Consider the following 22,547-nt stretch of genomic DNA (forward strand, 5'->3'; position numbering starts at 1 on the left):
GGCAGGCACTGCACGACACAATAACCCGGAATCATCGGTGCCGGACAATGTGGCAACTGCTGAGGAAGGTTAGCCATTTTATGGAAACCGTCAGTCCATTCCCCGGGGCGAAACATGGGCAGGCAAAAGTGTAGCGGTATTAGGCGCACCTATTTAGAAAGAAATTTTAATCCCACGTTGTAATAAAAACTTATTCGCCGGCCAGGCAAAGACGAATCCGGTTAACAACGCCAGCTGCATCATAAACCAGAAATTCATCGTTAGCGGCTCAAGTTGATTCTGTAAAATAAAGTGAAACGCCAGCGTCATATACAAAAACATGCCAGCCTGATAAACCATCAGAGAGAAAATATCGCTTTTGATCGCCTGCCAGAGGGTCCGAAAAAAAGCCATCCCAACAATCTGTTTTAACGCCAGATATTGCAATATTACGCCAAAAAAAAGTGACAGTATGAGTGAAAGGATTGCATGAGTGACTACCACAGAGTGGAAAGGTTGATGGCTTAGCAAGGGAAGCAGCGGCACGGCAAGGACATCGCCTAATACACAACCTGCGGCGCCATGGCTGGTCGCAAAAAAGAGCTGTTTCAGATCCGGCGATTCAACCCTGTGTTGCCGCAATCGGGGCGTCGCCGGGCGGTTATTACGGCCAAAATACCACCATGCCAGCCAGCCCACAAAAGGCATGTAAAGTCCGGTAACTGGCCATACCAGGTTCATAATTCGCAAGGGTTGAGGGGCGCGAACCAGGTCTTTAACGATCATCAACGAGGTGAAGATACCCAGTGAAATGAACAGCATCGCCAGTCTGTCTGACATCACTCATTCCTTAGCATGGTAGGCAAGCAAATGGATCAGTTAACTTATTTGTATCATTGATTCAGTCAGTTAGATTATGTATCAGCATGAAAAAACTTCCAGCCTTGATAAATCAGTCTCTTCAACGGGCAGAATCACAGATAAACCATAGTAAAATTAAGTGTTAAATTTATTTAATGCATGCTTACTAATGGAATGAATTTAAGTCAAATTTGATTAATCATAAAATAAATATATATAAATTAATGTTTTATTTTTTATACGATGATGTTTTTTTATCGATATTCTCTGGATACAACAAATCTTCGAGGATTTCTTAGTAAATTACTTAACAAAAGAGTGGCTCAGGTATATTGAATATTTATAAGAGAAATCCTATCCTGAAATACACATCTCTGTGTGCAAATTTAATGATTATTATCACCTTGCTCAGCGCTAATACATTTGGCCGCCAGTGATAATTTCAGCCGTTATTGATTCCGGGAATTCTGCTGCTGGTGAAGGATTAATGATAAGGATGTACAGAAATTTTTGTTAATGATGTCCGTGCCGCCAGGAGCCTTTTACCGGCGCTGCACCTTTATTTCCTTATTAAGGATAAGTGTTGATGCAGTGAATAACTCTTCTTTATTGTTGTTGCGAGGCTGGAATGACCGTTGAAACTTATTTCAGTTGGCGAAATGAAGTGCAATCGGCTTTTCATTCTGCCAGAGAGGCTGAAGACATCATCCTGCTGACGGAACAACAGACCCACCGACTGGGATTTGATTTTTATGCCTTGTATATCCGCCATCCGGTTCCCTTTACCCGGCCACGAATATTTATCTACAGCAATTATCCGGAAAAATGGGTGAAAACATGGCAGAAACAAAACTTTGCGGAGATCGATCCGATTATCAAATACTGCCAAATCCCAGGGACGCTTCTGGTCTGGAATGATGCGGTTGTCAGGGAAGGGTTACAGGTTTTTGAAGCGGCGAAAGAACATGGGGTACGTTCTGGATTTTCCTGTTCAAGGATGGTGAAAAATCGGGCCATCGGCGTATTATCTATGGCGTCCGAAAAGTCTTTTGATGATATGGTATTTACCCAGGAAAGCTATCTTAAATTACAGTATCTTACGGACCTGATTCTGGAAGCGCTTCAACGTGTGAAAGACACGTCGATGTCGGTGAGCGATGTGGAAATGAGTCAGCGAGAAATCGAGATCCTCAGATGGACCGCTGAAGGCAAAACGTCAGCAGAGATTTCGTTAATCCTCTCCATTTCGGAACATACGGTAAATTTTCACCAGAAAAATATGCAAAAAAGATTCAATGCATCTAACAAAACTCAGGTGGCCTCTTATGCTGCCGCCATCGGTTTGATTTAGCTGAGTGACAACTACCAGATTTAGTAGTTTCAGATTGACAGCCGGTTGTCTACCCTGCGCCTGGGTAACAGCCCTGAATGCGCTACAGGAGTGGCAGGAGAAGGAATGCGAGCGGGAATCAATAATAATGAAAATTATCCAAACTAAATTTAAGGACATGCCATCCTCCTTATTGGCAGAATTGGGTAGCTATCGCTACAGTGTTTTCGCCCGCGGTGAAGGATGGCCTGTGCCGCCTCGTTTAAATACCCCAGGGCAGGAATATGACCGATTCGATCGCTCTGAAGTCGTCTGGCTGATTGCCTGGCATGCACAACAGGGCATTTGCGGCTGTGCCCGGCTGATGCCCTGGGAAGATCCAACAGCAGCGAACGCCAGTGATGTTAAAAGCAAACTGCCCGGTGGCGCGTCACGACGCGTGTGGGAAATGTCACGTTTTTCAGCGCGTCTGGATGTTGACCCAGAGCTACCGCTTACTATTCTGTGGCACTGTGTTCAACTGGCAGAACAGTCTGGCATCGATTTTTTGTACAGCGCCGCCACGCCAATGCTGGAGCAGATGTTTGCTCAACATCTGGTGGAGTACCAGCCATTAACAGCTGGCATCATTCAGTCCGAAGAAAATTTGTTTGCGGTAAAAATACCGACACATCAGCCACATCTGGCAACGCGTTTTCGGGGCGCACGGCGTTTCAGTCCTGAAGAGGTCCTGCCCTCGTTGGGCGTGTCTTTTAACTGGCAAGGGCGAGGGCGTTAACCGTGCCATTTAGTCCACAAAGCGATCAGTACCCATGCAGCAAGCCCCCAGCAAGCCACGGCGCTGCACAGCGCCAGCGGCAGTTTCATCATGCCCACAAACAGCCATAGCGAAAGCAGATAGAAAAAGTAGGGAATAATGGCCCACATGCCAAAGAGGATGGTGGTTCGTAGCGCCTCAATACCTCGCTCACTGGCGACAATATAGTGTGCGATAAGGGCAAATGTCGGAAAAAGGGGAAGGAGTCCTGCGATGTAGTAGTTGCGGGTTTTGGACAGGATAGCGATAGCGATCACCACCAGTGCGCCCAGCACAGCTTTAAATAATAAGCCCATTGTTTCTTCAGCATCAGTTAAAAACCTGAGATTGTGATAACCGCTTACGAAAAGCAATGGGCGGAGAGAAATTACTGGCGATAGGCTTGTTTTATCTGCCCGATGGTGTGGGTAAACACATCTGCCTGTTGGCGGTCGGTTAACTGAGCAATATATTTTTCCATGTTAATAATGACTTTACCGGCGTCTGCCTGTCCCATTCCTTTAAGCATAAATGTTACCAGCGCCTTCATGCAGGCCATCTCCTGAGCCAGAGCCTCTTTGCTGGTAGAAAAATCAGTGTCACCCATGTATTCCCCTCTTTTTGACTGTTCAGACGCAAATGTTTTTGGCAGCAAGTATATCACAAATTGTCCTGTGGTATGGGGCCATGGACAGGAACTCGTCTGTGGTCTGTTCCGGAATAATGGCGTTTTTTTCAGTTCTAACAGTAGTGAAAAAGAGGTAAGATCGCTGATTCAAATACCATCATCAACGTCGCTGGTATTACCCTTTTGGAGAGACCTGTTTGATAAGCGTTCTTCTTGTTGATGACCATGAACTGGTGCGTGCAGGTATCCGCAGGATACTGGAAGATATCAAAGGTTTTCAGGTTGTCGGTGAAGCTAACTGCGGCGAAGACGCGGTGAAATGGTGCCGGTCTAACCCTGTTAATGTGGTATTGATGGATATGAATATGCCGGGTATTGGCGGTCTTGAAGCAACCCGCAAGATCGTGCGATATAACCCGGATATCAAAATCATCATGCTGACTATCCACACTGAAAATCCTCTGCCGGCACGTGTAATGCAGGCGGGAGCCGCTGGCTATCTGAGTAAAGGTGCTGCGCCACAGGAAGTGGTGAATGCTATCCGCCAGGTTAATGCCGGACAGCGCTATATAGCTTCAGATATTGCACAACAAATGGCACTCAGCCAGATTGAACCGCAAAAAACTGATTCGCCTTTTGACAGTTTGTCAGAACGTGAACTACAAATTATGCTGATGATCACCAGGGGACAAAAAGTCGCGGAAATTTCTGAGCAACTCAGTCTTAGTCCCAAAACGGTCAACAGTTATCGTTACAGAATGTTTAGTAAACTTAACATCAGCGGCGACGTTGAATTAACTCATCTGGCCATCCGTCATGGCCTGTTCAACGCGGAGTCGTTAACCAGTAGTGAATGACGTTTTTGATGCCAAATCCTTTCTCAAGTCGGTGACCAGCCAGCCCGGCGTCTATCGTATGTATGATGCTGGCGGTACGGTCATCTATGTCGGTAAAGCAAAAGATCTTAAAAAGCGCCTTTCGAGCTATTTCCGTGGTAATCACGGAAGTCGTAAAACCGAAGCGCTGGTGGCAGGTATCCATCAGATTGACGTTACAGTAACCCATACCGAGACCGAGGCGTTGCTGCTTGAACATAACTATATCAAGCTGTACCAGCCTCGTTATAACGTGCTGCTGCGCGATGATAAGTCGTATCCATTCATTTTTCTCAGTGCCGACAAACATCCTCGTCTTGCCAGCCATCGCGGTGCAAAACATGCGAAAGGTGAGTATTTCGGCCCATTTCCGAATGGCTATGCGGTGCGGGAAACATTGTCTTTATTGCAGAAAATTTTTCCGGTACGCCAGTGTGAAAACAGCGTCTATCGCAATCGCTCTCGCCCCTGTCTGCAATATCAGATTGGTCGCTGTCTTGGCCCCTGCGTTGCGGGTCTGGTCAGTGAAGAAGAGTATGCACAGCAGATTGAATATGTTCGCCTGTTTCTTTCTGGCAAGGATGACCAGGTTCTGAACCAGCTGGTGAGTCGGATGGAAGCGGCCAGCCTGGCACTAAAATTTGAGGAAGCAGCCCGGTTACGCGATCAAATTCAGGCAGTCAGGCGCGTTACTGAAAAACAATTTGTCTCCAATAATGGCGACGATCTGGACGTTATGGGCGTGGCTTTTGATTCGGGCATTGCCTGTCTGCATGTTTTGTTTATCCGTCAGGGGAAAGTATTGGGCAGCCGCAGCTATTTTCCTAAGGTGCCGGGCGGAACCGAACTGGCCGAAGTGGTACAGACTTTTGTCGGGCAATTTTATTTGCAGGGAAGTCAGGTTCGCACGTTGCCCGGTGATATTCTTCTTGATTTCACACTGCCTGAAAAAGAGCTGCTGGCTGAATCGCTCAGTGAAATGGCAGGACGTCGGGTGACTATTCAGAGTAAACCCCGTGGTGACCGGGCGCGCTACATGAAACTGGCACGCACCAACGCCAGCACGGCGCTTAGCAGTCGTTTGTCTCAACAGTCGACAATCCATCAACGATTACAGGCGCTGGCAGAATTACTGGATTTACCGGCGATAAACCGCATGGAGTGCTTCGACATAAGCCATACCATGGGGGAGCAGACGGTGGCCTCCTGCGTCGTGTTCGACAATAACGGTCCGCTGCGGTCAGAATATCGTCGCTACAACATTAGCGGCATCACACCGGGTGATGACTACGCGGCGATGAATCAGGTTTTGCGCCGGCGTTACGGCAAAGAACTGATTGAGACTAAGATCCCTGATGTGATCCTGATTGATGGCGGTAAGGGGCAACTGGCGCAGGCGAAAAATGTTTTTGCCGATCTTGATGTGAACTGGGATAAAGATCGGCCCATTTTGCTGGGCGTGGCCAAAGGTACCGATCGTAAGGCCGGATTGGAAACGCTCTTTTTCGAACCTGAAGGTGAAGGGTTTTCACTGCCGCCTGATTCGCCAGCCTTACATGTAATACAGCATATTCGTGATGACTCTCACAATCATGCAATTACAGGACATCGCAACAAGCGGGCAAAAGTGAAGAACACCAGTGCGCTGGAAACCATTGAGGGAATTGGTCCTAAACGTCGACAGATGCTGCTCAAGTACATGGGGGGCCTGCAACCGCTGATGAATGCGACCATCGATGAAATAGCGAAAGTTCCGGGAATCTCGCGTCTTCTGGCGGAGAAAATCTTTTATTCGCTGAAACACTAGGCATTGCAACCCTGCCGCCATTGTAGGAACATAGGGACAAATTCTACTCTGCCCAGATAGTTAGCGTAATTATGCATTTTAACATTCCGACGTTACTGACTCTGTTTCGTGTCGTCCTGATCCCGTTCTTTGTGCTAGCCTTCTATCTGCCGTTTCAATGGGCTCCACTGGTTTGTGCGTTGATTTTTATTTTCGCAGCGATCACTGACTGGTTTGACGGTTACCTTGCCCGTCGATGGAAACAGACCACCCGTTTTGGTGCGTTCCTCGATCCGGTGGCTGACAAGGTCATGGTGGCGATGGCACTGGTGCTGGTTGCCGAATATTTTCATTCATGGTGGATAACCCTGCCTGCCGCAACGATGATCGCGAGAGAGATTATTATCTCTGCTCTGCGCGAGTGGATGGCAGAAATTGGCAAACGTAGCAGTGTGGCCGTGTCATGGATTGGTAAAGTGAAGACAACGGCGCAGATGCTGGCCTTATTTGCGCTGCTGTGGCGACCTGACAGTACTGTTGAAGGCATTGGTGTGATTGCTCTGTACATTGCGGCAGTGCTGACATTCTGGTCAATGTTTCAGTATTTGAGCGCGGCACGTGGCGATCTGTTTGAACGCTGATCGATGCGATTTAAAAAGCAGCAAACAGATGGATAGTGAGGATAATTGTGTTGACTCATTTCTCCAGGTCAGTAGAATGCAACGCATCGAAAGCAAGCTGATTGCCAGAAGATAAATAAAATCAGCGTCTTCTGAGAAGTTGATAAGTAAATGCGGGAATAGCTCAGTTGGTAGAGCACGACCTTGCCAAGGTCGGGGTCGCGAGTTCGAGTCTCGTTTCCCGCTCCAGATTCCATCATTAGCTAATGTTGATGATAAAAGATTATGGCGCGTTGGCAGAGTGGCCATGCAGCGGATTGCAAATCCGTGAACCTCGGTTCGACTCCGGGACGCGCCTCCACTTTACACCCTGCCCGGGTGGTGAAATCGGTAGACACAAGGGATTTAAAATCCCTCGGCTTTATGGCTGTGCGGGTTCAAGTCCCGCCCCGGGCACCACCGATTAAAATATATAAAAACAAGCACTTAGAAAGCAATGTGATACCGCCGCAAGGCGGTTTTTTTGTCTTCAGATTGCCTTTTCAGAATATTATTTCCCTCTACTGCCCACCAACGACAGGGACGATGGCTATTTTTCTGTCATAACGAGCGGTCTGCTCAACGTTTTTATGACCTGATATAACCTGCTTATCGTACAGATTGCCGCTCAAATCAGAGATTCCTTTTGCCTTCAAATCGTGAAAAGTGAAATTAAAATCCGGTTCAGGAAATGTTTTTTTTGCTTCCAGCCTGGCTTTCATCTACCGACTGTTAAAACCATCCCTTGTATATTTTGCACCGCTATCCTGATGTATTATAAAAACGCCGCTCATTCCTTTTTTGAGAGGGAGGGAATTAGCGTCCTGGATCACGCCTTCAAGGCGAGGAGTCCACCCCTTGATCTGAGCAACGCTTGTTTTGCTCTGTTTTATCATTATTCCTTCAGGCATTATCTGGCTTTTTTTCATATCCAACATGTGGTGAGACGCTGTAGAGCACCTGATACTCAGCATTTGTTATATATCGGTCTCTCGCCACTACTTTAAATTGTTTAATACCTTTGTAGGATTTTCTTTCACTAACCCCCGCTCATACCCCCATCGAAAAACGCGGGACATAAAAGCTTTTTCCCTGTTGGCCTGAGTGCGACTCTTTAAACCTCGTTTATCCATGTATTTACGGACATGTTCAGGCTTAATACTGTCAGGCGGCATCTTTGCAAAGACAGAAAGAAATTTTTTAGCATATTTCAGGTAATCTTTTCTTGTTTCTGGTGACAACTCGAAAAAGTCAGCAGATTTAAAAAATCTTTCTGTTAGCCCTTCAAAGAGGCTTTCGTCTTCACGGTCATTAATCAACGCTTCATATGCTGACTATACTTGAGCAGGGGTAGATTCAGGGCCACACAGGCAAATGGTCCCACCATTTTTCGGGTTAAACTCATATGCAGGCCTGCCACGATAGGTTCGTGGTGGAATCCACGCATCATCCCTGCTCTTACGTGTACGTGCCATTTAATCCAATGCTCCAAAATCAGGCTCAAAACTATCCACAGCCCCTAAATTTTTTTGTGCATTGAAAAGCCCCAGCCAGGCTGGGGGTTCAGTAAAGCTTTCAGCTTTGGGCCAGTTATAAAAACCCCTTTTGATTTGTTAAAACACCTTGCGGTCTGGCAACTGCAAAGGTCTAACAAGAAATCAAAAGGGGGTCCCAATGGGGGACGAAAAGAGCTTAGCGCACACCCGATGGAACTGTAAATATCACTTGGTTTTTGCCCCGGAGTACCGGAGGCAGGTGTTCTGAGGTGAAAAACGCAGGGCAATTGGTACTATTTTAAGAAAGCTGTGTGAGTGGAAAAACGTGAATATCCTGGAAGCCGAATGTTGTGCTAATCACATCCATATGCTTCTGGAGATCCCGCCGAAGCTGAGCGTGTCGGGTTTCATGGGATATCTGAAAGGTAAAAGTAGCCTGATGCTCTATGAGCAGTTTGGCGATTTGAAATTTAAATACAGAAACCGTGAGTTCTGGTGCCGTGGGTATTATGTAGATACGGTGGGTAAAAATACATCGAAAATCCGGGAGTACATAAAGCACCAGTTGGAACAGGATAAATTGGGAGAGCAGTTATCAATCCCGTATCCAGGTAGCCCGTTTACGGGCCGTAAGTAAGGAAGTTGGATGCAAATGTCAGATCGTATGCGCCTGTCAGGGCGCTGCTGGTAACAGAGCTTTAGAGGCGCATATGAAAAACCTCCGGCTATGCCGGAGGATATTTATTCTGGCTAAGAGTATTACTTAATCAGGGTCACAGATCTGACTTTCCATTTTCCTGCGTTCTGAACCATGCAGTCCGCTACAACATGATTTTTATTTTTCCCGAAGGCAATGTAAACATTTGTGCAGGCTGCATCAAAATCTGAAGAGATCACGCTGATTTCTTTCCAGTCGTTGTCGTAATCCTGCGCCTTAATGAACATATCCGCATCAGGCATATCTTTGTCGTTGCTGTCTCCGGAATTAAGCTCCTTCAATGCTTTGATTGTGTCGCTGGTAACGTACTCACCCAGCGTTTTATAATCAGTCAGAGGCGATTTATCTTTCAGCAGCTGCCCCATATACCACTTATTAAACACAAGGGCTGCGGCTTCCTGCTGAGAAAGTTCGCCAGCTGAGACGACCAGCGGTGACAGCAGCAATAATGTGAGGATAATTTTTTTCATATTAGTTGTGCCTGTAAACAGCGTAAGAGGGGTGCAGATTTCTGTAACTCTGACCCGGGTACATCGTGCGTTGAATAAAATCGCTGATCCACTGGCGACCGTCGTAGATGCAGGCGTGGCCGTATGGATGACCGGGGATCGCCTGAATAACAGCAATGTCTCCCTCCTTCGGTTCGCCGGACACCTTGAATAGCTGGTTTTTCCTGGCTCTGAAGTAACAAGTCTTTCCTTCTTGCATCTAAATATATTTGGCACATTTTAGGAAGAAGGGTGGCTGCATAACCTTGTTTTTTTTCGAACCGTCGATATAAATTATTAACTTTGTCCGGTCTATAACATCATGAGTAATCGAGGTTTCTAAGTTCTTTGCGGCAAGAAAAGGGGGGTAGTCCCATCAATTTCCAGCCTTCCATTCATTCCTTATCTGGAGCGTCCGAAGGCATTGAGTATTGATGTTGCTGACGAAACCCTTGTACCATCTTCAAGAACAGCACAGTCAAGCATCGTGTCACCAACAGGTAAAGAACCCTGGTAGATCGCTTTAAGCAAAATCTGTTCCTCTGACATTTTTTATCCTTATCAAGTCAAAGTATCGTGTGTCCATCACCCGAACGTCTCATCCGGCCACTAAATCACTGTTTCCGTTTGCTATAAATCCACGATGCTGTGAACGCAAGCAATACAGACAAAGCAACCTTGATAAGGATGACAGTGAATTCAAAACTGTTCATAGCTTCTTCGCCGTCACCGCTAATAGTGATGTTGTGATCAACGAAACCACCTATGAGACTATCTGGAACCAGAACCATTGCGGCAACGAATACGATAAGAAAAATGATAATTTTCATCTTGCAGTACATTTAGAAAAGTCAGGAACACCACGCACATCAATCCGACCATAAGCCATAAGACCATTACTGCCAGGCACGCGAACCTTTTTGCGATTGAGTAATGATCTTCTGAGTATCTGGAATTCAGAAGATCGATAAAAAGTGATACAGCCCCATGACACACCAGACCCATCTGTATTGAGCGGGTGAAGTCTGAAACTTCCACGTCGAGCCCCGTTAACGAAAACGTGATCGCTCATTGTCTGGGCACTGTACAGGCCAAACCATTCTGAATGGTGATTTTTATAGAGATGGTACATGTCAATCGCCTCAGAGCGGATCTGATTAAGTAAGCTACCTGTTGGCCTGTCAACAATCCAGTATGTGCCCGGTGGAATAGCCGCTTTCTCAATGTCAGAGCAGTTGGGCTGATTGATGAACCGGTCAATACCTGACAAAACGTCATAGGAACCGACCCCATAGCATTCCAGTTTCAGGCTTTTACCTTCCTTTGAGAGCTTTCCATAATCCATTTGGCAAATTTGCACTTCTGCGCTCCTGTTGAAAGTCATTCAAACCATAACTTACTGTCAGTTCACGCTGATAAATCGATCATAACCTGGCCTTAACATTAGTGAGTTATGGTGATTTAAACAGTCTGGATGGGTGTACAGATACAGGATAGGTGGGGAAATCAGTTGCCCGGATTTCCGGGCTTAGGACTGTTTATCAAACCTCATTGACCAGCCTCATATCGGCCTCTTCAAACATTTCCTCAAGCAGCCTGTTTAGCTTCTCTTTTTCACTTTTAGGTGATCGCGTTTTATTATCGTCTGCTTGCAGCACTCCCGGGAGTACAGGGGATGGCCGAACCGAGCAGGGCAGAGGCAATTATATATCGTGTTCAGGATCAGCTTTATTAAGGTGGGCCAGTACCGCAGGGGATAAAAGGCAGCACATCTCGGGCAGGCGTCTTAATTCTGTCTGACCCGGTTGTGGGAAAATATGCCAGTTGCTACTCTGTTTCCCACACCATTGATGGGCGGAAATTAACAGGGAAGGAGTTTTATTATGCTGGAACCAAAAGAAGGACTACTGACCTTCAGGGCTGAAGGAAATAACCTGGCTTGCAGTCGTTATTACTCAAGAAAGTTGCACTGGCCCGGCGTGGCATCGAAATGTAATGCATATGGCCAGGGTGTTACCTTTGGACGTGGTTATGACATGAAGCACAGATCTGCCGGAGAAATCATTGCTGATTTAACCTATGTAGGTATCCCTCTGGGTCAAGCGAAAAAAATAGCCGGAGGCGCTTATAAAAGTCATTGCGCGGCCAGCGATTTCGTAAAAAATAACACAGGTTCTACGATTGAATTAACCGAACATCAACAGCTGAGGCTGTTCGAAAAAGTCTGTGCCAGGTATGTAAAAGATTCCATCCGGTTTTATTATAAATATAAAAAACAGAATTCGGTTTTATGGAATAAACTGCACGGGACGCTTCAAGAGGTATTTGTTGATATGAAATATCAGGGGTATTAAGGCAGGAAATGGTTGCTGTTTTTGGGAGGGGAAATAAGAATGATATCATCACATTAATAAAAAATGACCCAACTCTTTTCAGGGATGAAGTGGGCCAGGGGGCGTATTAAATTCATACAGGAAAATATGAAATGAAAAAATATCATTTAATGGTAACATTTCTCTTTGCAATGTTTGTATCGGGTACATGGGCCAGTGCGAAAGATAATAATCTTCCCTGTATGGGTTTTTCGCACACGGTCGAAGTTTCCGCGTGTATGTTTGATCTGGCTGAAAGTAAAAAAGAAGCCTACACAAAGGAATATAAAGTTTATCTCGGAACCATTACCACCAAAGAAGAACGGCCTTATGATAAGGTGGTTATTGCAAATCTGGTAAGAGAGGCCAGAAAAAACTGGGACATCTATAATGAGAAGGAGTGTCGTGCGGAAGCTTCAATATATGAAGAAGATTCTTATGGCTTCAACGATAAATACAATTCCTGCCTGATAAAACATTATGATGAAAGAATAAAATATTACAGAGAAAATAAATTTTAAACTTACTTTAAGATTCTGACGCTTCAGATGACAGGGAAAAACTGACAAATCCTCGTCATTTCGTCGCGTACGCGCGCGTATGTCCTGTAAATACCCGGGCAGGAACAAGAACATCATCATTAAATCGACGTTCGGTCACATCTGTTAACTGATTATGGCTATTTCTGGTTAGGGTGTCTTTTGTCCTGAATGAAAATTAAGCAGGTGCGTAAATTATTTCACTGCAATAAAGGGAACACTGCTGTCCGGGAGCATCGTTGCAGGCAATTTTCCATCCCAGCGCTCAGCGGCGGTAAGCGCTGTCAACTGGGAATTATTTTGCAGTGCTTCGGCCCTGAGCCGGATAGCCTCAGCTTCGGCCGCCCCTTTTAATTTGATTGACTCTGCTTCGGCCTTTGCTGAAACCAGCTGACTGTCCGCCAGCGCCTGTGCCTGAGTTACTGCAATTTGCGCTTCAATTCTGGCTGTTTCAAGATTTTGTTTATGGGTGGCAATAGCCACTTCGGCTTTCATCCGATCTTCTATTGAATTTTCATAGTCTGCGGAGAAATTGATCCCTTCAATCTGGACGCTGTCGATTATTACCGGGCCGGTGATATTATTTTTCAACGCATTCTGCACGTCCTGAATGAGCATTTGCCGATGCTGAACCGCACTCAGCGCCGTATGCTGTCCAAAAATGATTTCAACCTGTGCAGGTATTTTTCGCGCAATCAGACGCTCCTTAAGGCTTTCAACGGTTAAATAGGAGGTATAAAGATTTCTCACTTCTGATGAGGGGATATGAAAATTGACGGAGACAGAGAGGGTGGCAGGCTGCTGATCCCGGCTGTAGGATTGAATGTTTTCAAATAACATTGCCTGCTTCTGAATAGAAATTTTATGGACTTTTTCAATCAGGGGGATTTTGAAGCCAAGTCCCGGATCTGTCACCCTGATGATTTTTCCATATCGTAACAGCACACCCCTTTCGCCCTCGCTGATGGTGAAGCATCCGCTGAGAACCAGGACCAGAGTAATAAATAATATACCTGGAATGATAATTCTTTTTTTGTTTCGTTCCAACATGAAAGCTCCTTTTCATATCGCTGTCGGTTCAGCTTTTGGTGTTTACTTCATTGTTTTGCTGCTGGCATCGTAATCAATATCGTGGTGAACTGGATTGTAATGCAGGAAAGAAGAGAGGTGTGTATTTTTTGCGTAAATCTCACTTTATTGCATGTGATATTACCGTCTGTGTTGTTTCTGAGATTTCCGGATAGTGCAAAAAATGGCTGATTGATGATGAAACAGTTGCCGAAATTCAGCGTAATGGTAGCAGGCGTTATTCAGATCAGAAGCAGAATCAATCGCTGGTTACAGAAAACTTGAAGGAGTATTTATCCATGAAAGGAAGTAAGGCAGGAAAATTCAACGTGTATGCTATTCCCTTCTCAGCGATGATTATTGGCGTTGCATTGATCTTTGCTGCCCTGATTGAACAGGGATTGATATTGCAACCCGCCGGGAGTCTGGCAAAAGGTCAGGTCATAGCGACGTCATCGGGACACGTTAACCTTGGAACCATCTATGCTGAAAATAAAATGCTCGACGTTATTCTTACCACCAGTCAGAAATCCGGACAGGAGATGATACTCATGTCGCTAACAGGAATAAATCCATGGGATTACGAGGCGTTAATTGGTGAAGCGTTAAAAAAAAGCATTATTACCAGTAAGGCAGGTTATAAAGTTCAGTACAGTATGAAAGGAGATATTGATAATGTTACCCTGGCCTCTGAGGGGATATTGGTGGTTAAAACATACATTAAATATCAGACAGAGTATCAGCCAGATTTTGACTATTCGATTATTGCCAGAAAATATAAGCTGCCCATAAACGAGCCTGTTAAAAGCTTTACAGTGAAAAAAGTTAAAAGAATTGTGGATAACAGTCAGAAACAATATAAAAAAAACATGTTCCTCGTCGGCGATAATGATGACAGAAAAAGCAGGCGCAACACTGACTGATTTCAGGCGGCGCCGATCAACAATCCTTAATTACTGGCGGGATTTTCTCCTGCCGGTGAGCACGACAGGGTTGCCAGAAAAAAACAAAGCTGTCATATTTTGCCGGTGTTGTTGTGAATATCACCGCGTTGGAACACGCCTTGCTGGTCGCTTTTCCTTTCTCAGTTTCTGCTTCTCTTTCTTTAGCAACGAGTGCTAATATGCCGCCGCCTGAAAAGTATACGCCGGTATCAGAGTTTTTTTCAGCTGAACAATGCGGAAACCCTCCGCCTGAAAATCCCTAACGTCATTTACAGGATTCGAATGAACAATAAACCTGCCTGGGCCTTACTGGCTGCTGTGCTGACATTAACGGGCTGCGCCCGCACTGAGCCGGTTCGCAATATCAATCAGACAGTTTCCAGCCAGTACAGTAGCGAACAAATCAAAAATGCTATTTTGCAGGCCGGTATGTCACGTCAGTGGATGATGCGAGTGGCAGGGCCGGGAGTCATTACCGGTCAACTGGCGCAACGCGGTCATCAGGCTGATATCCGTGTGACTTATGGCAAAGGTCACTACAGTATTGATTATGTAGGAAGTGACAACCTGCGCGCTGATAAAGGCCAGATCCATCGCAGTTATAACCGCTGGGTAAACAATCTGGACCACGATATCCGCTTTTATTTGTCTGCGCAGACCGGCAATTAAGCGCAGAGCCGTCAGGCGGAAAATTTTATCAGCAACCGGAAGTAAAGATACGGCTCTGCAGGCCGACAATCTGATTAACGCTAACGCTTCAACATTGGGTGGCCGCTCGCAAATACGGTCAAATCCGAGTGCTAACCGGGTTGGGCGGACGTTATGCTGTGCGAATTGCCCGTGCAGTATGAATACCAGATTGCCCAGAGAAGATTTGAAGTATGAAATTAGCTTTTTCACTCTGTGACTGGCAGGCAAGTGCTCCTGGCCTTGCCGGACTGGCTGACTGGCAACAGTGGGCCACGAAGTCTCCCGCCATTGACGAAACTTTGCCGCTGGCTAAAGCACAACATCTGCCCATGATGACCGCACGCCGGCTCTCCAGCGGCAGTCGCGCCGCAGTAGAATGCGGTCTGGCCCTGATAAAACGTCAGCCAGTGGATGCCGTGGTCTTTACCAGCCGTCACGGAGAGCTGGAGCGTAATTTGCGCATTTTAACCTCACTGGCAAAGGAGGAGAGCCTGTCTCCGACTGACTTTGCCATGTCGGTACACAATGCCGCCGTTGGCAGCCTGACCATCGCTGCGGCCTTGCCACTGGTCAGTACTTCTCTTGCTGCCGGGGCGGATTCCTTTCAGCAGGGGCTGCTTGAAGTGGCCACTCTGCACTCTGCGGGATATCAACAGGTATTGCTGGTGGACTTTGACGGCGCAATCCCGCCATTTTATCAGCACTATCTGCCTGAAGGCGCGTTGCACAGTCCTTATGCGGTGGCATTGTTGCTGCGCCAGGGAACAGACTGCCGCTGCCAGGCCATTCCGTCAGAAGATCAAACCTCAGACGTTTTGCCGCAAAGCCTGCTTTTTTTACATGCCTGGTTACGACGAGAACGGTCATTTGTGGTGACCGGCGATCGCTTTCACTGGCAGTGGGAGTGTCAGCATGGCTGAATCTCCTGAACGCCGGTCTTCAGTCGCATCTGCGTTAAACCGGCTGTGGCGCATTATGATGACAGGTTTCTGTTTTACGCTGTTCGGCGTGGGTGGCTTAATGCTGTCGCTGGTGTGGTTCAATTTGTTACTGATTTTTCAGCGTGATATACAGCGTCGCAGGCAACTGGCCCGCCGCAGTATTTCGTTCAGCTTCCGTTTTTTTCTGCGCACCACCCGGGCAACAGGCGTACTGGACTACCGTATCGAAGGAGCCGAACTGCTCAGAAGCGACCGCCGCTGCCTGGTAGTAGCGAATCATCCTTCCCTGATCGACTACGTCATGCTGGCCTCGGTCATGCCGGACGCGGACTGCCTGGTTAAGGCGGATTTACAGCGTAATGTCTTTATCTGTGGGGTGATACGAGCCGCCAACTATCTGGTCAACAGTCAGGCAGAAACCCTGTTGCCCGACTGCCAGCAGCGCCTGGATAACGGTGATGCCATTATTCTTTTTCCTGAAGGCACCCGCACACGCTATGGCGAACCACTCAGACTACAGCGTGGGGCGGCGAATATTGCCGTGCGTTGCGGCTGTGATTTACGTATCGTGCGTATCAGTTGCAGCCAGAGAATGCTGGACAAACAGAGTCGATGGTATCAGGCACCGCCGGAAAAACCGCTGTTCACCGTCAGGGTGGGCGAACGGATCGACAGCCAGCAATTTCTGGCCGGGCATGAAGATGCACAGCCGCTGGCCGCCCGGCATCTGACCCAATTTTTACAGCAAACATTAACACCACAATAATTATTCGGAATCAGGTATGGAACAGCTGGCAGTTGAATTAAAACAGATGATCATCGACACCCTCAATCTTGAAGAGATTACGGTGGCGGAGATTGACAGTGATGCACCTTTGTTTGGTGACGGGCTGGGCCTGGATTCCATTGATGCACTTGAGCTGGGGCTGGCAGTGAAAAATCGCTATGGCGTGATCCTTTCAGCTGAAAGCGAAGAGATGCGTCAGCATTTTTACTCGGTCGCCACGCTGGCGTCTTTTATTCAGGCCCGGCGTAAGCTGGGTGCCTGAACCAACACCTGCGAGAAAGTTATGGACAAGAATCAAATCAATCAGGAAGTTACCGATCTGTTGGTTAAACTTTTTGAACTTGACGCTGCTGATATCACCCCGGAATCCCGTCTTTATGAAGATCTGGAGCTGGACAGCATCGATGCAGTGGACATGGTGGTCCATCTGCAAAAGCGAACCGGAAAAAAAATCAGGCCGGAGATGTTCAGAAGTGTTCGCACCGTGCAGGACGTGGTGGACGCTGTTGAACAACTGATCCACGAAGGCTGAAGCGAAATTTACGCGGGTGCAAAGGTTAAAACATACAGCCAGTGTGCTGCTGATGGTTGCCTGGCCGATAGTTATCTGGCTGGCGCTGACCCACCCGGGCTGGCGCTGGTTGCTGCCGCTGGCTGCCGTACTGTTTATTCTGCGATTGATGATGCTCAACGGCGGTAAAGGGGTGTTAGCGCTGGCCGGAAGAGGCGTGGCGCTGATCGGCGTTTTGCTCAGCGTGGTCAGCCTGTTGCTGAGCAATTATCACCTGTTGTTGTGGTATCCGGTGGTGGTTAACGCAGGAATGCTGTTGCTGTTTGGTTGCTCACTGTTTTCTACCATGCCGCTGGTCGAACGGCTTGCCCGTCTGCGGGAGCCGGAACTGTCGGCGGATGGCGTTGCCTGGACACGGCAGGTCACCCGCGTCTGGTGCCTGTTTTTCATTTTCAATGGCAGCGTCGCGCTGGCGACCTGCCTGTCAAATAATCTTCTCTGGTGGACGTGGTGGAACGGGCTGATCGGTTATCTGTTGATGGGGCTGTTGATGGCAGGCGAATGGCTGTTGCGCCAGCGTCTGATAAAGCAGACATGAGCAGCACCCTCACAGCCACCGGCGACTGGTTGTCACTGGCCGGGGATGCGGCGATCGCCCGACGGGGAGCGCTGATACTGGGCAGAACGCAGTGGCGGCAACAGATCGTCAGCCTGGGTCAGCGCCTGCTCTCACGGCCTGAATCGCGCTGGGCGCTCTGTTTTGACGACAGCTACCTGTTCAGCGTTGCGCTGCTCGCCACACTGCATGCCGGTAAAGTGCCGGTCATCCCGGGGCACTGCCGTCAGTCATTGCTACTGGAGCAGGCGGATGAGTTTGATGCGCTGCTGTGTGACCAGCCGCTGTCGCTTGATTGTCCGGTCTGGCAGCTCAATGAAGCAGTCCCGGCACAGCCTGACGGGACAAAAGCTGCGGCGTTAGCGGGTGACGCGTTACTGCCGCCGATAGCCGCAGATGCCTGCATTATTCTGTTTACATCCGGTTCTACGGGCAAACCGCGAAAAGTCAGTCGTCCGGTAAGCTGTCTGGATGAAGAGGCCCGCTGGCTGGCCGGGCTGTGGGGCGAACGTTTACTGAACTGTACCTTTGTCGCCTCGGTCAGTCATCAACACCTGTATGGTCTGACTTTTCGTATTATTCTGCCGCTGGCGTTGGGACAGCCCTTCGACAGTCGCCAGATTGCTTACAGTGAGCAACTCCCGGCTCTTGATAGCGCTCAGCGTTATGTTTTTATCACCAGTCCGGCATTTATCCGTCGTCTGGACACCGGATTACCGGCTCCGACCTGTCAGCTGATTGTCTCCGCTGGTGGCGTATTACCCCGGGCGGAGGCGCAAAGAGCCGAGGCCTGGTTGCAACAGCCGGTGGCGGAGATTTACGGCAGCACCGAAACCGGCGTACTGGCATCACGCATCGCCACCGCTGAAAACCGCTGCTGGCAGCCGTTCAGCCAGGTGCGGTTTTCAGCCGAAAACCAGCACTGGCGGGTGCGCTCACCGCTCATCCCGCATGATGAGGGGCTGTTGCTGGATGATCGACTGACGTTCAGCGGTACAGGTTTTGACCTGGGTGAACGTCATGACCGGACGGTTAAAATTGAAGACAAACGCGTTTCACTCAGTGATATTGAGCGACGGCTGCTGGCCCTGCCTGGCGTGCAGGATGCGGCGGCGCTGGTGATCAGTCGCCCCGGACGCAGCAGTATCGGGGTGGTGCTGGCGCTGGAAAGCGTTTTCAGTGAGGTCGCGCTGAAACAATTAAAACGCCAGTGGGGGGAGGAACTGAAGCGCTGGCTGGAGCCGGTCGCCATCCCCCGTTACTGGCGTGTGGTCGACACTATTCCGCAAAACAGTCAGAGCAAACGTGCCTGGCCGCAGATACAGGAGTTATTTCATGCTGCCCGTTGAATTAAGTTGTCAGCAACAGGATGGACAGGCGCAGATCCTGCTTCGTGTTGATGCTGAGCTGTTCTGGTTTCGCGGCCATTTTCCCGACCAGCCCATTCTGCCCGGTGTTGCGCAACTGGACTGGGTGATGCACTACGGTTGCAAATTGCTGGCGCAGGGAAAGGTCTTTTCGGCCATTGAAAACATCAAGTTTCAGCAACCGGTCTTACCGGCCAGTCAACTGCTGCTGACGCTCAACTGGGACGCGGCAAAAAACGGGTTGCTGTTCAGCTATCAGACTGCCGACACGCCAGAAGCGCAGCGCGTCAGCAGCGGGAAGATTCTGTTGTGTTAGCGGAGCAGGCGCGCCCGACGGACGCCGTGGATTTCAGCCCCTGCGTGGTGATCCCTTGTTACAACCACGGCGCAACAATGGCTGCGGTGCTGCAACGGCTGGCACCTTTTGCACTGCCGGTATTCATCGTTGATGATGGCAGCGACGAAACGACGCAACGTCAGCTTGCCGCGCTTAGCGACGCGCGAACCGTGCTAATCCGACTGCCACACAATCAGGGTAAAGGCGTGGCGGTGGTGCGGGGATTGCAGGCAGCGGCGGCGGCAGGGTTCAGTCATGCCGTGCAGCTGGATGCTGATGGGCAGCATCAGATTGAAGACTGCGCACGACTGCTGGCAGAAGCCCGACGTTACCCTGAATGTCTGATTTCGGGCCAGCCGATTTATGACAACTCCATCCCCAAATCCCGGTTATATGGCCGCTATATCACCCACTTCTGGGTCTGGATTGAGACGCTGTCATTTTCCATCAAAGACAGTATGTGTGGCTTTCGCGTCTATCCGCTGCAACCCACGCTGGCGCTGGTAGCAGAACAGCCTGTCGGGCGGCGGATGGACTTTGACACTGAAGTGATGGTCAGGCTGTGGTGGCGTGGCACCACCAGTCGCTTTGTGCCCACCCGCGTCACCTACCCGGCGGATGGGCTGTCGCACTTTGATGCGTTGTACGACAACCTGCGGATTTCCTGGATGCACACCCGATTGTTCTTTGGCATGGTGCGGCGCATCCCCCTGTTGCTGAAAAATCGGCCTGACAAACACTGGGCGGGTGTGCAGGAGCGTAAAGGGCTGACGGGTCTGAAACTGATGCTGGCGGTCTGGCAGTATGCCGGACGCATCCCTTTTACCTTGTTGTTGTGGCCGGTTGTCGGCTTCTACTGGTTAAGCGGCGGCCCTCAGCGCACCGCCTCGCGGCAATGGCTGCGGACGATAAAGCGCTATGCCACAGCGCATCAGCGGGATCTGCCCGCTGGCCGCTACACCAGCTTTCACCATTTCCTGCGTTTCGGGGAATCGATGCTGGAGAAAATGGCCAGCTGGCAGGGCTCGCTGCGCTGGGGGAAAGATATCGATTTTGCGCCGGGAGCAGAAGCCGCGCTGGACGCCGACAAACCGGGTGGCCGGTTGATCCTTGCCTCCCATCTTGGCGATATCGAAGCCTGTCGTGCGCTTGCCCGGCAGAAAAGTGGGCTGGTGATTAATGCGCTGGTGTTTACCGATAACGCCAGGCGCTTTCGCCAGCTGATGGATGAAATCGCCCCACAGGCCGCCAGCCAGCTGATCCCGGTTACCGACATCGGACCGGAGACGGCCATGCTGATCCAGCAAAAGCTGGACGCGGGGGAGTGGATAGCCATCGTCGGCGATCGCACGGCGGTGAACCGCCAGCGCGGCGGCGTACGGCGGGTAATATGGAGTGATTTTTTGGGTAAACCCGCGCCGTTTCCGCAGGGACCCTTCGTGCTGGCTGCGGCGCTGCGTTGCCCGGTGCTGTTGATGTTTGCGCTGCGTGAGCAGGGAAAATTGCAGCTGCATTGCGAACCTTTTGCCGATCCGCTGCTGTTACCCCGAGGCAACCGGCAGGTCTGTCTGCAACAGGCGGTGGATCGCTATGCCTCCAGGCTGGAACATTACGCCATGCGGGCCCCGTTGGACTGGTTTAACTTTTTTGATTTCTGGCAGTTGCCGGAACAGACACAACAGCATGATAAGGAGTAACGGTGTTAAACGACCCGCGTTTATCTGTGGAAGTTGAGCTGTGCATTCCGTTTCACGACGTGGATGCAATGGGCGTGGTCTGGCATGGCAATTACTTCCGCTATTTTGAGATTGCCCGCGAGGCGCTGCTGGCGAAATTCAACTACGGCTACCGGGAAATGAAAGCCTCAGGCTGGCTGTGGCCGGTGGTGGATACCCGGGTAAAATACCGCGCGGCATTAACTTTTGAGCAGCGCATTCGCGTTCGCGCCACGGTGGAAGAGGTGGAAAACCGTCTGCGTATTGCCTATCAGATTTTCGATCTGCACAGCGGTCAGCGCACCACCACCGGTTACACCATTCAGGTGGCCGTGGAGGAGGGCAGCCAGACGCTGAGTTTTGTCTCGCCGCCGATTCTTTTTGAACGACTGGGAGTGACCCCATGATCAGATGGTTGTTAAGCGGGCTGCTGATGTGCAGCGCAGCGGTGCAGGCCGTCACGCTGGAAGAGTTGCAACAGCGTTTCGCCAGCCAGACGCAGGTACGGGCGGACTATACGCAGCTACGCAGCATTAAAGGCATGTCGCAGCCGCTGAAGTCTGACGGCAGCATGTTGATTGCTCAGCAGAAAGGATTGTGGTGGCATCAGGCCAGGCCCTTCCCGATGACGCTGGTGCTGGACGACAGGCGGATGGTGCAGGTGATGAACAACCAGCCGCCGCAAATCATCACCGCTGACAGTAATCCGCAGATGTTCCAGTTCAGTCATCTGCTGCGGGCCTTGTTCCGGGCTGACCGTGCGGTGCTGGAGCAAAATTTCAGGCTGGATTTTCACTCTGTTGACCAGCAGAAATGGCGTCTGGTGCTGACACCGAAAACCTCGCCGCTGGATAAGTTGTTTAACACCATCACCCTGCAAGGGGCTGAGTATCTGGAGCAGATCCAGCTTAACGACCGCCAGGGCGACAACACGGAGATCGTACTGCGCAATCAGCGTCTGCAACCGGCCGGTCTGAGCGCAGAGGAGCAGCAACGCTTTGTTTTCTGAACATCCGCGCAGGCTGGCATCGGGGTGGCTGGCAG

General features: G+C 49.4%; 28 protein-coding genes, 3 tRNA genes and 4 pseudogenes. 27 read left to right on the forward strand and 8 right to left on the reverse strand.

Features of this window, described 5'->3' with window-relative positions:
- Positions 1 to 134: pseudogene (locus tag BG55_RS22620) on the forward strand (IS630 family transposase); the annotation flags it as partial.
- Positions 135 to 153: 19 nt separating this feature from the next.
- Here the strand turns inward: BG55_RS22620 and BG55_RS14720 are convergent.
- A complete protein-coding gene (locus tag BG55_RS14720; protein ID WP_034938996.1) occupies positions 154 to 819 on the reverse strand; it encodes a DUF4396 domain-containing protein in 666 nt (221 codons plus the stop codon).
- 649 nt (positions 820 to 1,468) lie between these two features.
- On the opposite strand from BG55_RS14720, the gene sdiA reads away from it, so the two are divergent.
- Positions 1,469 to 2,191, forward strand: coding sequence for an autoinducer binding domain-containing protein (gene sdiA / locus BG55_RS14725; protein WP_034938999.1), 723 nt, complete (start codon positions 1,469 to 1,471; stop codon positions 2,189 to 2,191).
- Between the two features lie 127 nt (positions 2,192 to 2,318).
- Complete coding sequence (locus tag BG55_RS14730) at positions 2,319 to 2,948, forward strand: acyl-homoserine-lactone synthase (RefSeq protein ID WP_034939001.1); 630 nt, start codon at positions 2,319 to 2,321, stop codon at positions 2,946 to 2,948.
- Here the strand turns inward: BG55_RS14730 and BG55_RS14735 are convergent.
- A complete protein-coding gene (locus BG55_RS14735) occupies positions 2,945 to 3,283 on the reverse strand; it encodes a GlpM family protein (RefSeq protein WP_034939004.1) in 339 nt (112 codons plus the stop codon). The genes BG55_RS14730 and BG55_RS14735 overlap by 4 nt on opposite strands.
- A 71-nt stretch (positions 3,284 to 3,354) precedes the next feature.
- Entirely contained in the window at positions 3,355 to 3,573 is a 219-nt protein-coding gene (locus BG55_RS14740; RefSeq protein ID WP_034939005.1) for a DUF2594 family protein, read from the reverse strand.
- A 218-nt stretch (positions 3,574 to 3,791) separates the two neighbouring features.
- On the opposite strand from BG55_RS14740, the gene uvrY reads away from it, so the two are divergent.
- The 6 genes from uvrY (at position 3,792) to BG55_RS14770 (ending at position 7,334) form a co-directional block, all read left to right on the forward strand.
- Positions 3,792 to 4,451: a UvrY/SirA/GacA family response regulator transcription factor gene (uvrY, locus tag BG55_RS14745; RefSeq protein ID WP_034939007.1), complete on the forward strand. Its 660-nt coding sequence runs from the start codon at positions 3,792 to 3,794 to the stop codon at positions 4,449 to 4,451.
- Complete coding sequence (gene uvrC, locus BG55_RS14750; RefSeq protein WP_034939009.1) at positions 4,444 to 6,276, forward strand: excinuclease ABC subunit UvrC; 1,833 nt, start codon at positions 4,444 to 4,446, stop codon at positions 6,274 to 6,276. Before uvrY ends, uvrC begins: the two co-directional genes overlap by 8 nt.
- Before the next feature lie 71 nt (positions 6,277 to 6,347).
- Entirely contained in the window at positions 6,348 to 6,896 is a 549-nt protein-coding gene (pgsA, locus tag BG55_RS14755) for a CDP-diacylglycerol--glycerol-3-phosphate 3-phosphatidyltransferase (RefSeq protein WP_034939012.1), read from the forward strand.
- Between the two features lie 152 nt (positions 6,897 to 7,048).
- Positions 7,049 to 7,124, forward strand: a tRNA-Gly gene (locus BG55_RS14760).
- Between the two features lie 38 nt (positions 7,125 to 7,162).
- A tRNA-Cys gene (locus BG55_RS14765) sits at positions 7,163 to 7,236 on the forward strand.
- Positions 7,237 to 7,247: 11 nt separating this feature from the next.
- Positions 7,248 to 7,334, forward strand: a tRNA-Leu gene (locus BG55_RS14770).
- Positions 7,335 to 7,435: 101 nt separating this feature from the next.
- Here BG55_RS14770 and BG55_RS21960 read toward each other — a convergent pair.
- A pseudogene (locus BG55_RS21960) lies at positions 7,436 to 8,389 on the reverse strand (phage integrase central domain-containing protein).
- Positions 8,390 to 8,588: 199 nt separating this feature from the next.
- Between BG55_RS21960 and tnpA the strand changes: the two are divergent.
- Positions 8,589 to 9,047, forward strand: a pseudogene (gene tnpA, locus BG55_RS14785) (IS200/IS605 family transposase).
- Positions 9,048 to 9,169: 122 nt separating this feature from the next.
- Here tnpA and BG55_RS14790 read toward each other — a convergent pair.
- A complete protein-coding gene (locus tag BG55_RS14790; protein WP_034939018.1) occupies positions 9,170 to 9,598 on the reverse strand; it encodes a DUF3828 domain-containing protein in 429 nt (142 codons plus the stop codon).
- A gap of 70 nt (positions 9,599 to 9,668) precedes the next feature.
- Between BG55_RS14790 and BG55_RS23530 the strand changes: the two genes are divergently transcribed.
- Complete coding sequence (locus tag BG55_RS23530; RefSeq protein ID WP_420889621.1) at positions 9,669 to 9,791, forward strand: hypothetical protein; 123 nt, start codon at positions 9,669 to 9,671, stop codon at positions 9,789 to 9,791.
- 439 nt (positions 9,792 to 10,230) lie between these two features.
- Here BG55_RS23530 and BG55_RS14800 read toward each other — a convergent pair whose 3' ends face one another.
- Together BG55_RS14800 and BG55_RS14805 are read right to left on the reverse strand one after the other, a co-directional pair.
- On the reverse strand, positions 10,231 to 10,446 hold the full coding sequence (locus BG55_RS14800; RefSeq protein ID WP_034939021.1) for a hypothetical protein: 216 nt from the start codon (positions 10,444 to 10,446) through the stop codon (positions 10,231 to 10,233).
- Positions 10,443 to 10,976, reverse strand: coding sequence for a DUF2778 domain-containing protein (locus tag BG55_RS14805; RefSeq protein WP_034939023.1), 534 nt, complete (start codon positions 10,974 to 10,976; stop codon positions 10,443 to 10,445). Before BG55_RS14805 ends, BG55_RS14800 begins: the two co-directional genes overlap by 4 nt.
- 264 nt (positions 10,977 to 11,240) lie before the next feature.
- Here BG55_RS14805 and BG55_RS23455 point away from each other — a divergent pair.
- From BG55_RS23455 to BG55_RS14815, 3 genes and pseudogenes are all read left to right on the forward strand, one after another.
- A pseudogene (locus BG55_RS23455) lies at positions 11,241 to 11,348 on the forward strand (type II toxin-antitoxin system death-on-curing family toxin); the annotation flags it as partial.
- Positions 11,349 to 11,499: 151 nt separating this feature from the next.
- A complete protein-coding gene (locus BG55_RS14810; RefSeq protein ID WP_052018874.1) occupies positions 11,500 to 11,970 on the forward strand; it encodes a DUF8812 domain-containing protein in 471 nt (156 codons plus the stop codon).
- 131 nt (positions 11,971 to 12,101) lie between these two features.
- The gene (locus tag BG55_RS14815) at positions 12,102 to 12,509 is read left to right on the forward strand and encodes a lysozyme inhibitor LprI family protein (RefSeq protein WP_034939024.1); all 408 of its coding nucleotides are present in this window, start codon (positions 12,102 to 12,104) and stop codon (positions 12,507 to 12,509) included.
- Between the two features lie 213 nt (positions 12,510 to 12,722).
- On the opposite strand, the gene BG55_RS14820 is transcribed toward BG55_RS14815, so the two are convergent.
- Entirely contained in the window at positions 12,723 to 13,577 is an 855-nt protein-coding gene (locus BG55_RS14820) for an SPFH domain-containing protein (protein ID WP_034939025.1), read from the reverse strand.
- Positions 13,578 to 13,876: 299 nt separating this feature from the next.
- Between BG55_RS14820 and BG55_RS14825 the strand changes: the two genes are divergently transcribed.
- The 13 genes from BG55_RS14825 (at position 13,877) to BG55_RS14880 (ending at position 22,512) form a co-directional block, all read left to right on the forward strand.
- Positions 13,877 to 14,518 carry a hypothetical protein gene (locus BG55_RS14825; protein WP_152542792.1) on the forward strand — a complete coding sequence of 214 codons (642 nt, stop codon included), beginning with the start codon at positions 13,877 to 13,879 and terminating at the stop codon, positions 14,516 to 14,518.
- Positions 14,519 to 14,631: 113 nt separating this feature from the next.
- Positions 14,632 to 14,802, forward strand: coding sequence for a hypothetical protein (locus BG55_RS22875; RefSeq protein WP_160170862.1), 171 nt, complete (start codon positions 14,632 to 14,634; stop codon positions 14,800 to 14,802).
- 19 nt (positions 14,803 to 14,821) lie between these two features.
- Positions 14,822 to 15,208 carry a hypothetical protein gene (locus BG55_RS14830; RefSeq protein WP_034939029.1) on the forward strand — a complete coding sequence of 129 codons (387 nt, stop codon included), beginning with the start codon at positions 14,822 to 14,824 and terminating at the stop codon, positions 15,206 to 15,208.
- Positions 15,209 to 15,420: 212 nt separating this feature from the next.
- The gene (locus BG55_RS14835) at positions 15,421 to 16,149 is read left to right on the forward strand and encodes a beta-ketoacyl synthase chain length factor (RefSeq protein WP_034939031.1); all 729 of its coding nucleotides are present in this window, start codon (positions 15,421 to 15,423) and stop codon (positions 16,147 to 16,149) included.
- The gene (locus tag BG55_RS14840) at positions 16,142 to 16,936 is read left to right on the forward strand and encodes a lysophospholipid acyltransferase family protein (protein WP_034939034.1); all 795 of its coding nucleotides are present in this window, start codon (positions 16,142 to 16,144) and stop codon (positions 16,934 to 16,936) included. Before BG55_RS14835 ends, BG55_RS14840 begins: the two co-directional genes overlap by 8 nt.
- A gap of 16 nt (positions 16,937 to 16,952) precedes the next feature.
- On the forward strand, positions 16,953 to 17,219 hold the full coding sequence (locus tag BG55_RS14845) for a phosphopantetheine-binding protein (protein ID WP_034939037.1): 267 nt from the start codon (positions 16,953 to 16,955) through the stop codon (positions 17,217 to 17,219).
- Between the two features lie 21 nt (positions 17,220 to 17,240).
- Positions 17,241 to 17,489 carry an acyl carrier protein gene (locus BG55_RS14850; RefSeq protein ID WP_034939040.1) on the forward strand — a complete coding sequence of 83 codons (249 nt, stop codon included), beginning with the start codon at positions 17,241 to 17,243 and terminating at the stop codon, positions 17,487 to 17,489.
- 16 nt (positions 17,490 to 17,505) lie between these two features.
- Positions 17,506 to 18,066, forward strand: a complete 561-nt coding sequence (locus BG55_RS14855) for a COG4648 family protein (RefSeq protein ID WP_034939042.1) — start codon at positions 17,506 to 17,508, stop codon at positions 18,064 to 18,066.
- Entirely contained in the window at positions 18,063 to 19,433 is a 1,371-nt protein-coding gene (locus tag BG55_RS14860; protein ID WP_034939045.1) for an AMP-binding protein, read from the forward strand. Before BG55_RS14855 ends, BG55_RS14860 begins: the two co-directional genes overlap by 4 nt.
- Complete coding sequence (locus BG55_RS14865; RefSeq protein WP_034939049.1) at positions 19,420 to 19,767, forward strand: 3-hydroxyacyl-ACP dehydratase FabZ family protein; 348 nt, start codon at positions 19,420 to 19,422, stop codon at positions 19,765 to 19,767. Before BG55_RS14860 ends, BG55_RS14865 begins: the two co-directional genes overlap by 14 nt.
- Complete coding sequence (locus tag BG55_RS14870; RefSeq protein ID WP_071995029.1) at positions 19,761 to 21,485, forward strand: glycosyltransferase family 2 protein; 1,725 nt, start codon at positions 19,761 to 19,763, stop codon at positions 21,483 to 21,485. Before BG55_RS14865 ends, BG55_RS14870 begins: the two co-directional genes overlap by 7 nt.
- A gap of 2 nt (positions 21,486 to 21,487) precedes the next feature.
- A complete protein-coding gene (locus BG55_RS14875; RefSeq protein WP_034939052.1) occupies positions 21,488 to 21,910 on the forward strand; it encodes an acyl-CoA thioesterase in 423 nt (140 codons plus the stop codon).
- Positions 21,907 to 22,512, forward strand: a complete 606-nt coding sequence (locus BG55_RS14880; protein WP_034939053.1) for a LolA family protein — start codon at positions 21,907 to 21,909, stop codon at positions 22,510 to 22,512. The genes BG55_RS14875 and BG55_RS14880 overlap by 4 nt, the downstream gene beginning before the upstream one ends.
- Positions 22,513 to 22,547: the final 35 nt, after the last annotated feature.

It is taken from the genome of Erwinia mallotivora (genome assembly GCF_000590885.1).
Taxonomy (GTDB): domain Bacteria; phylum Pseudomonadota; class Gammaproteobacteria; order Enterobacterales; family Enterobacteriaceae; genus Erwinia; species Erwinia mallotivora.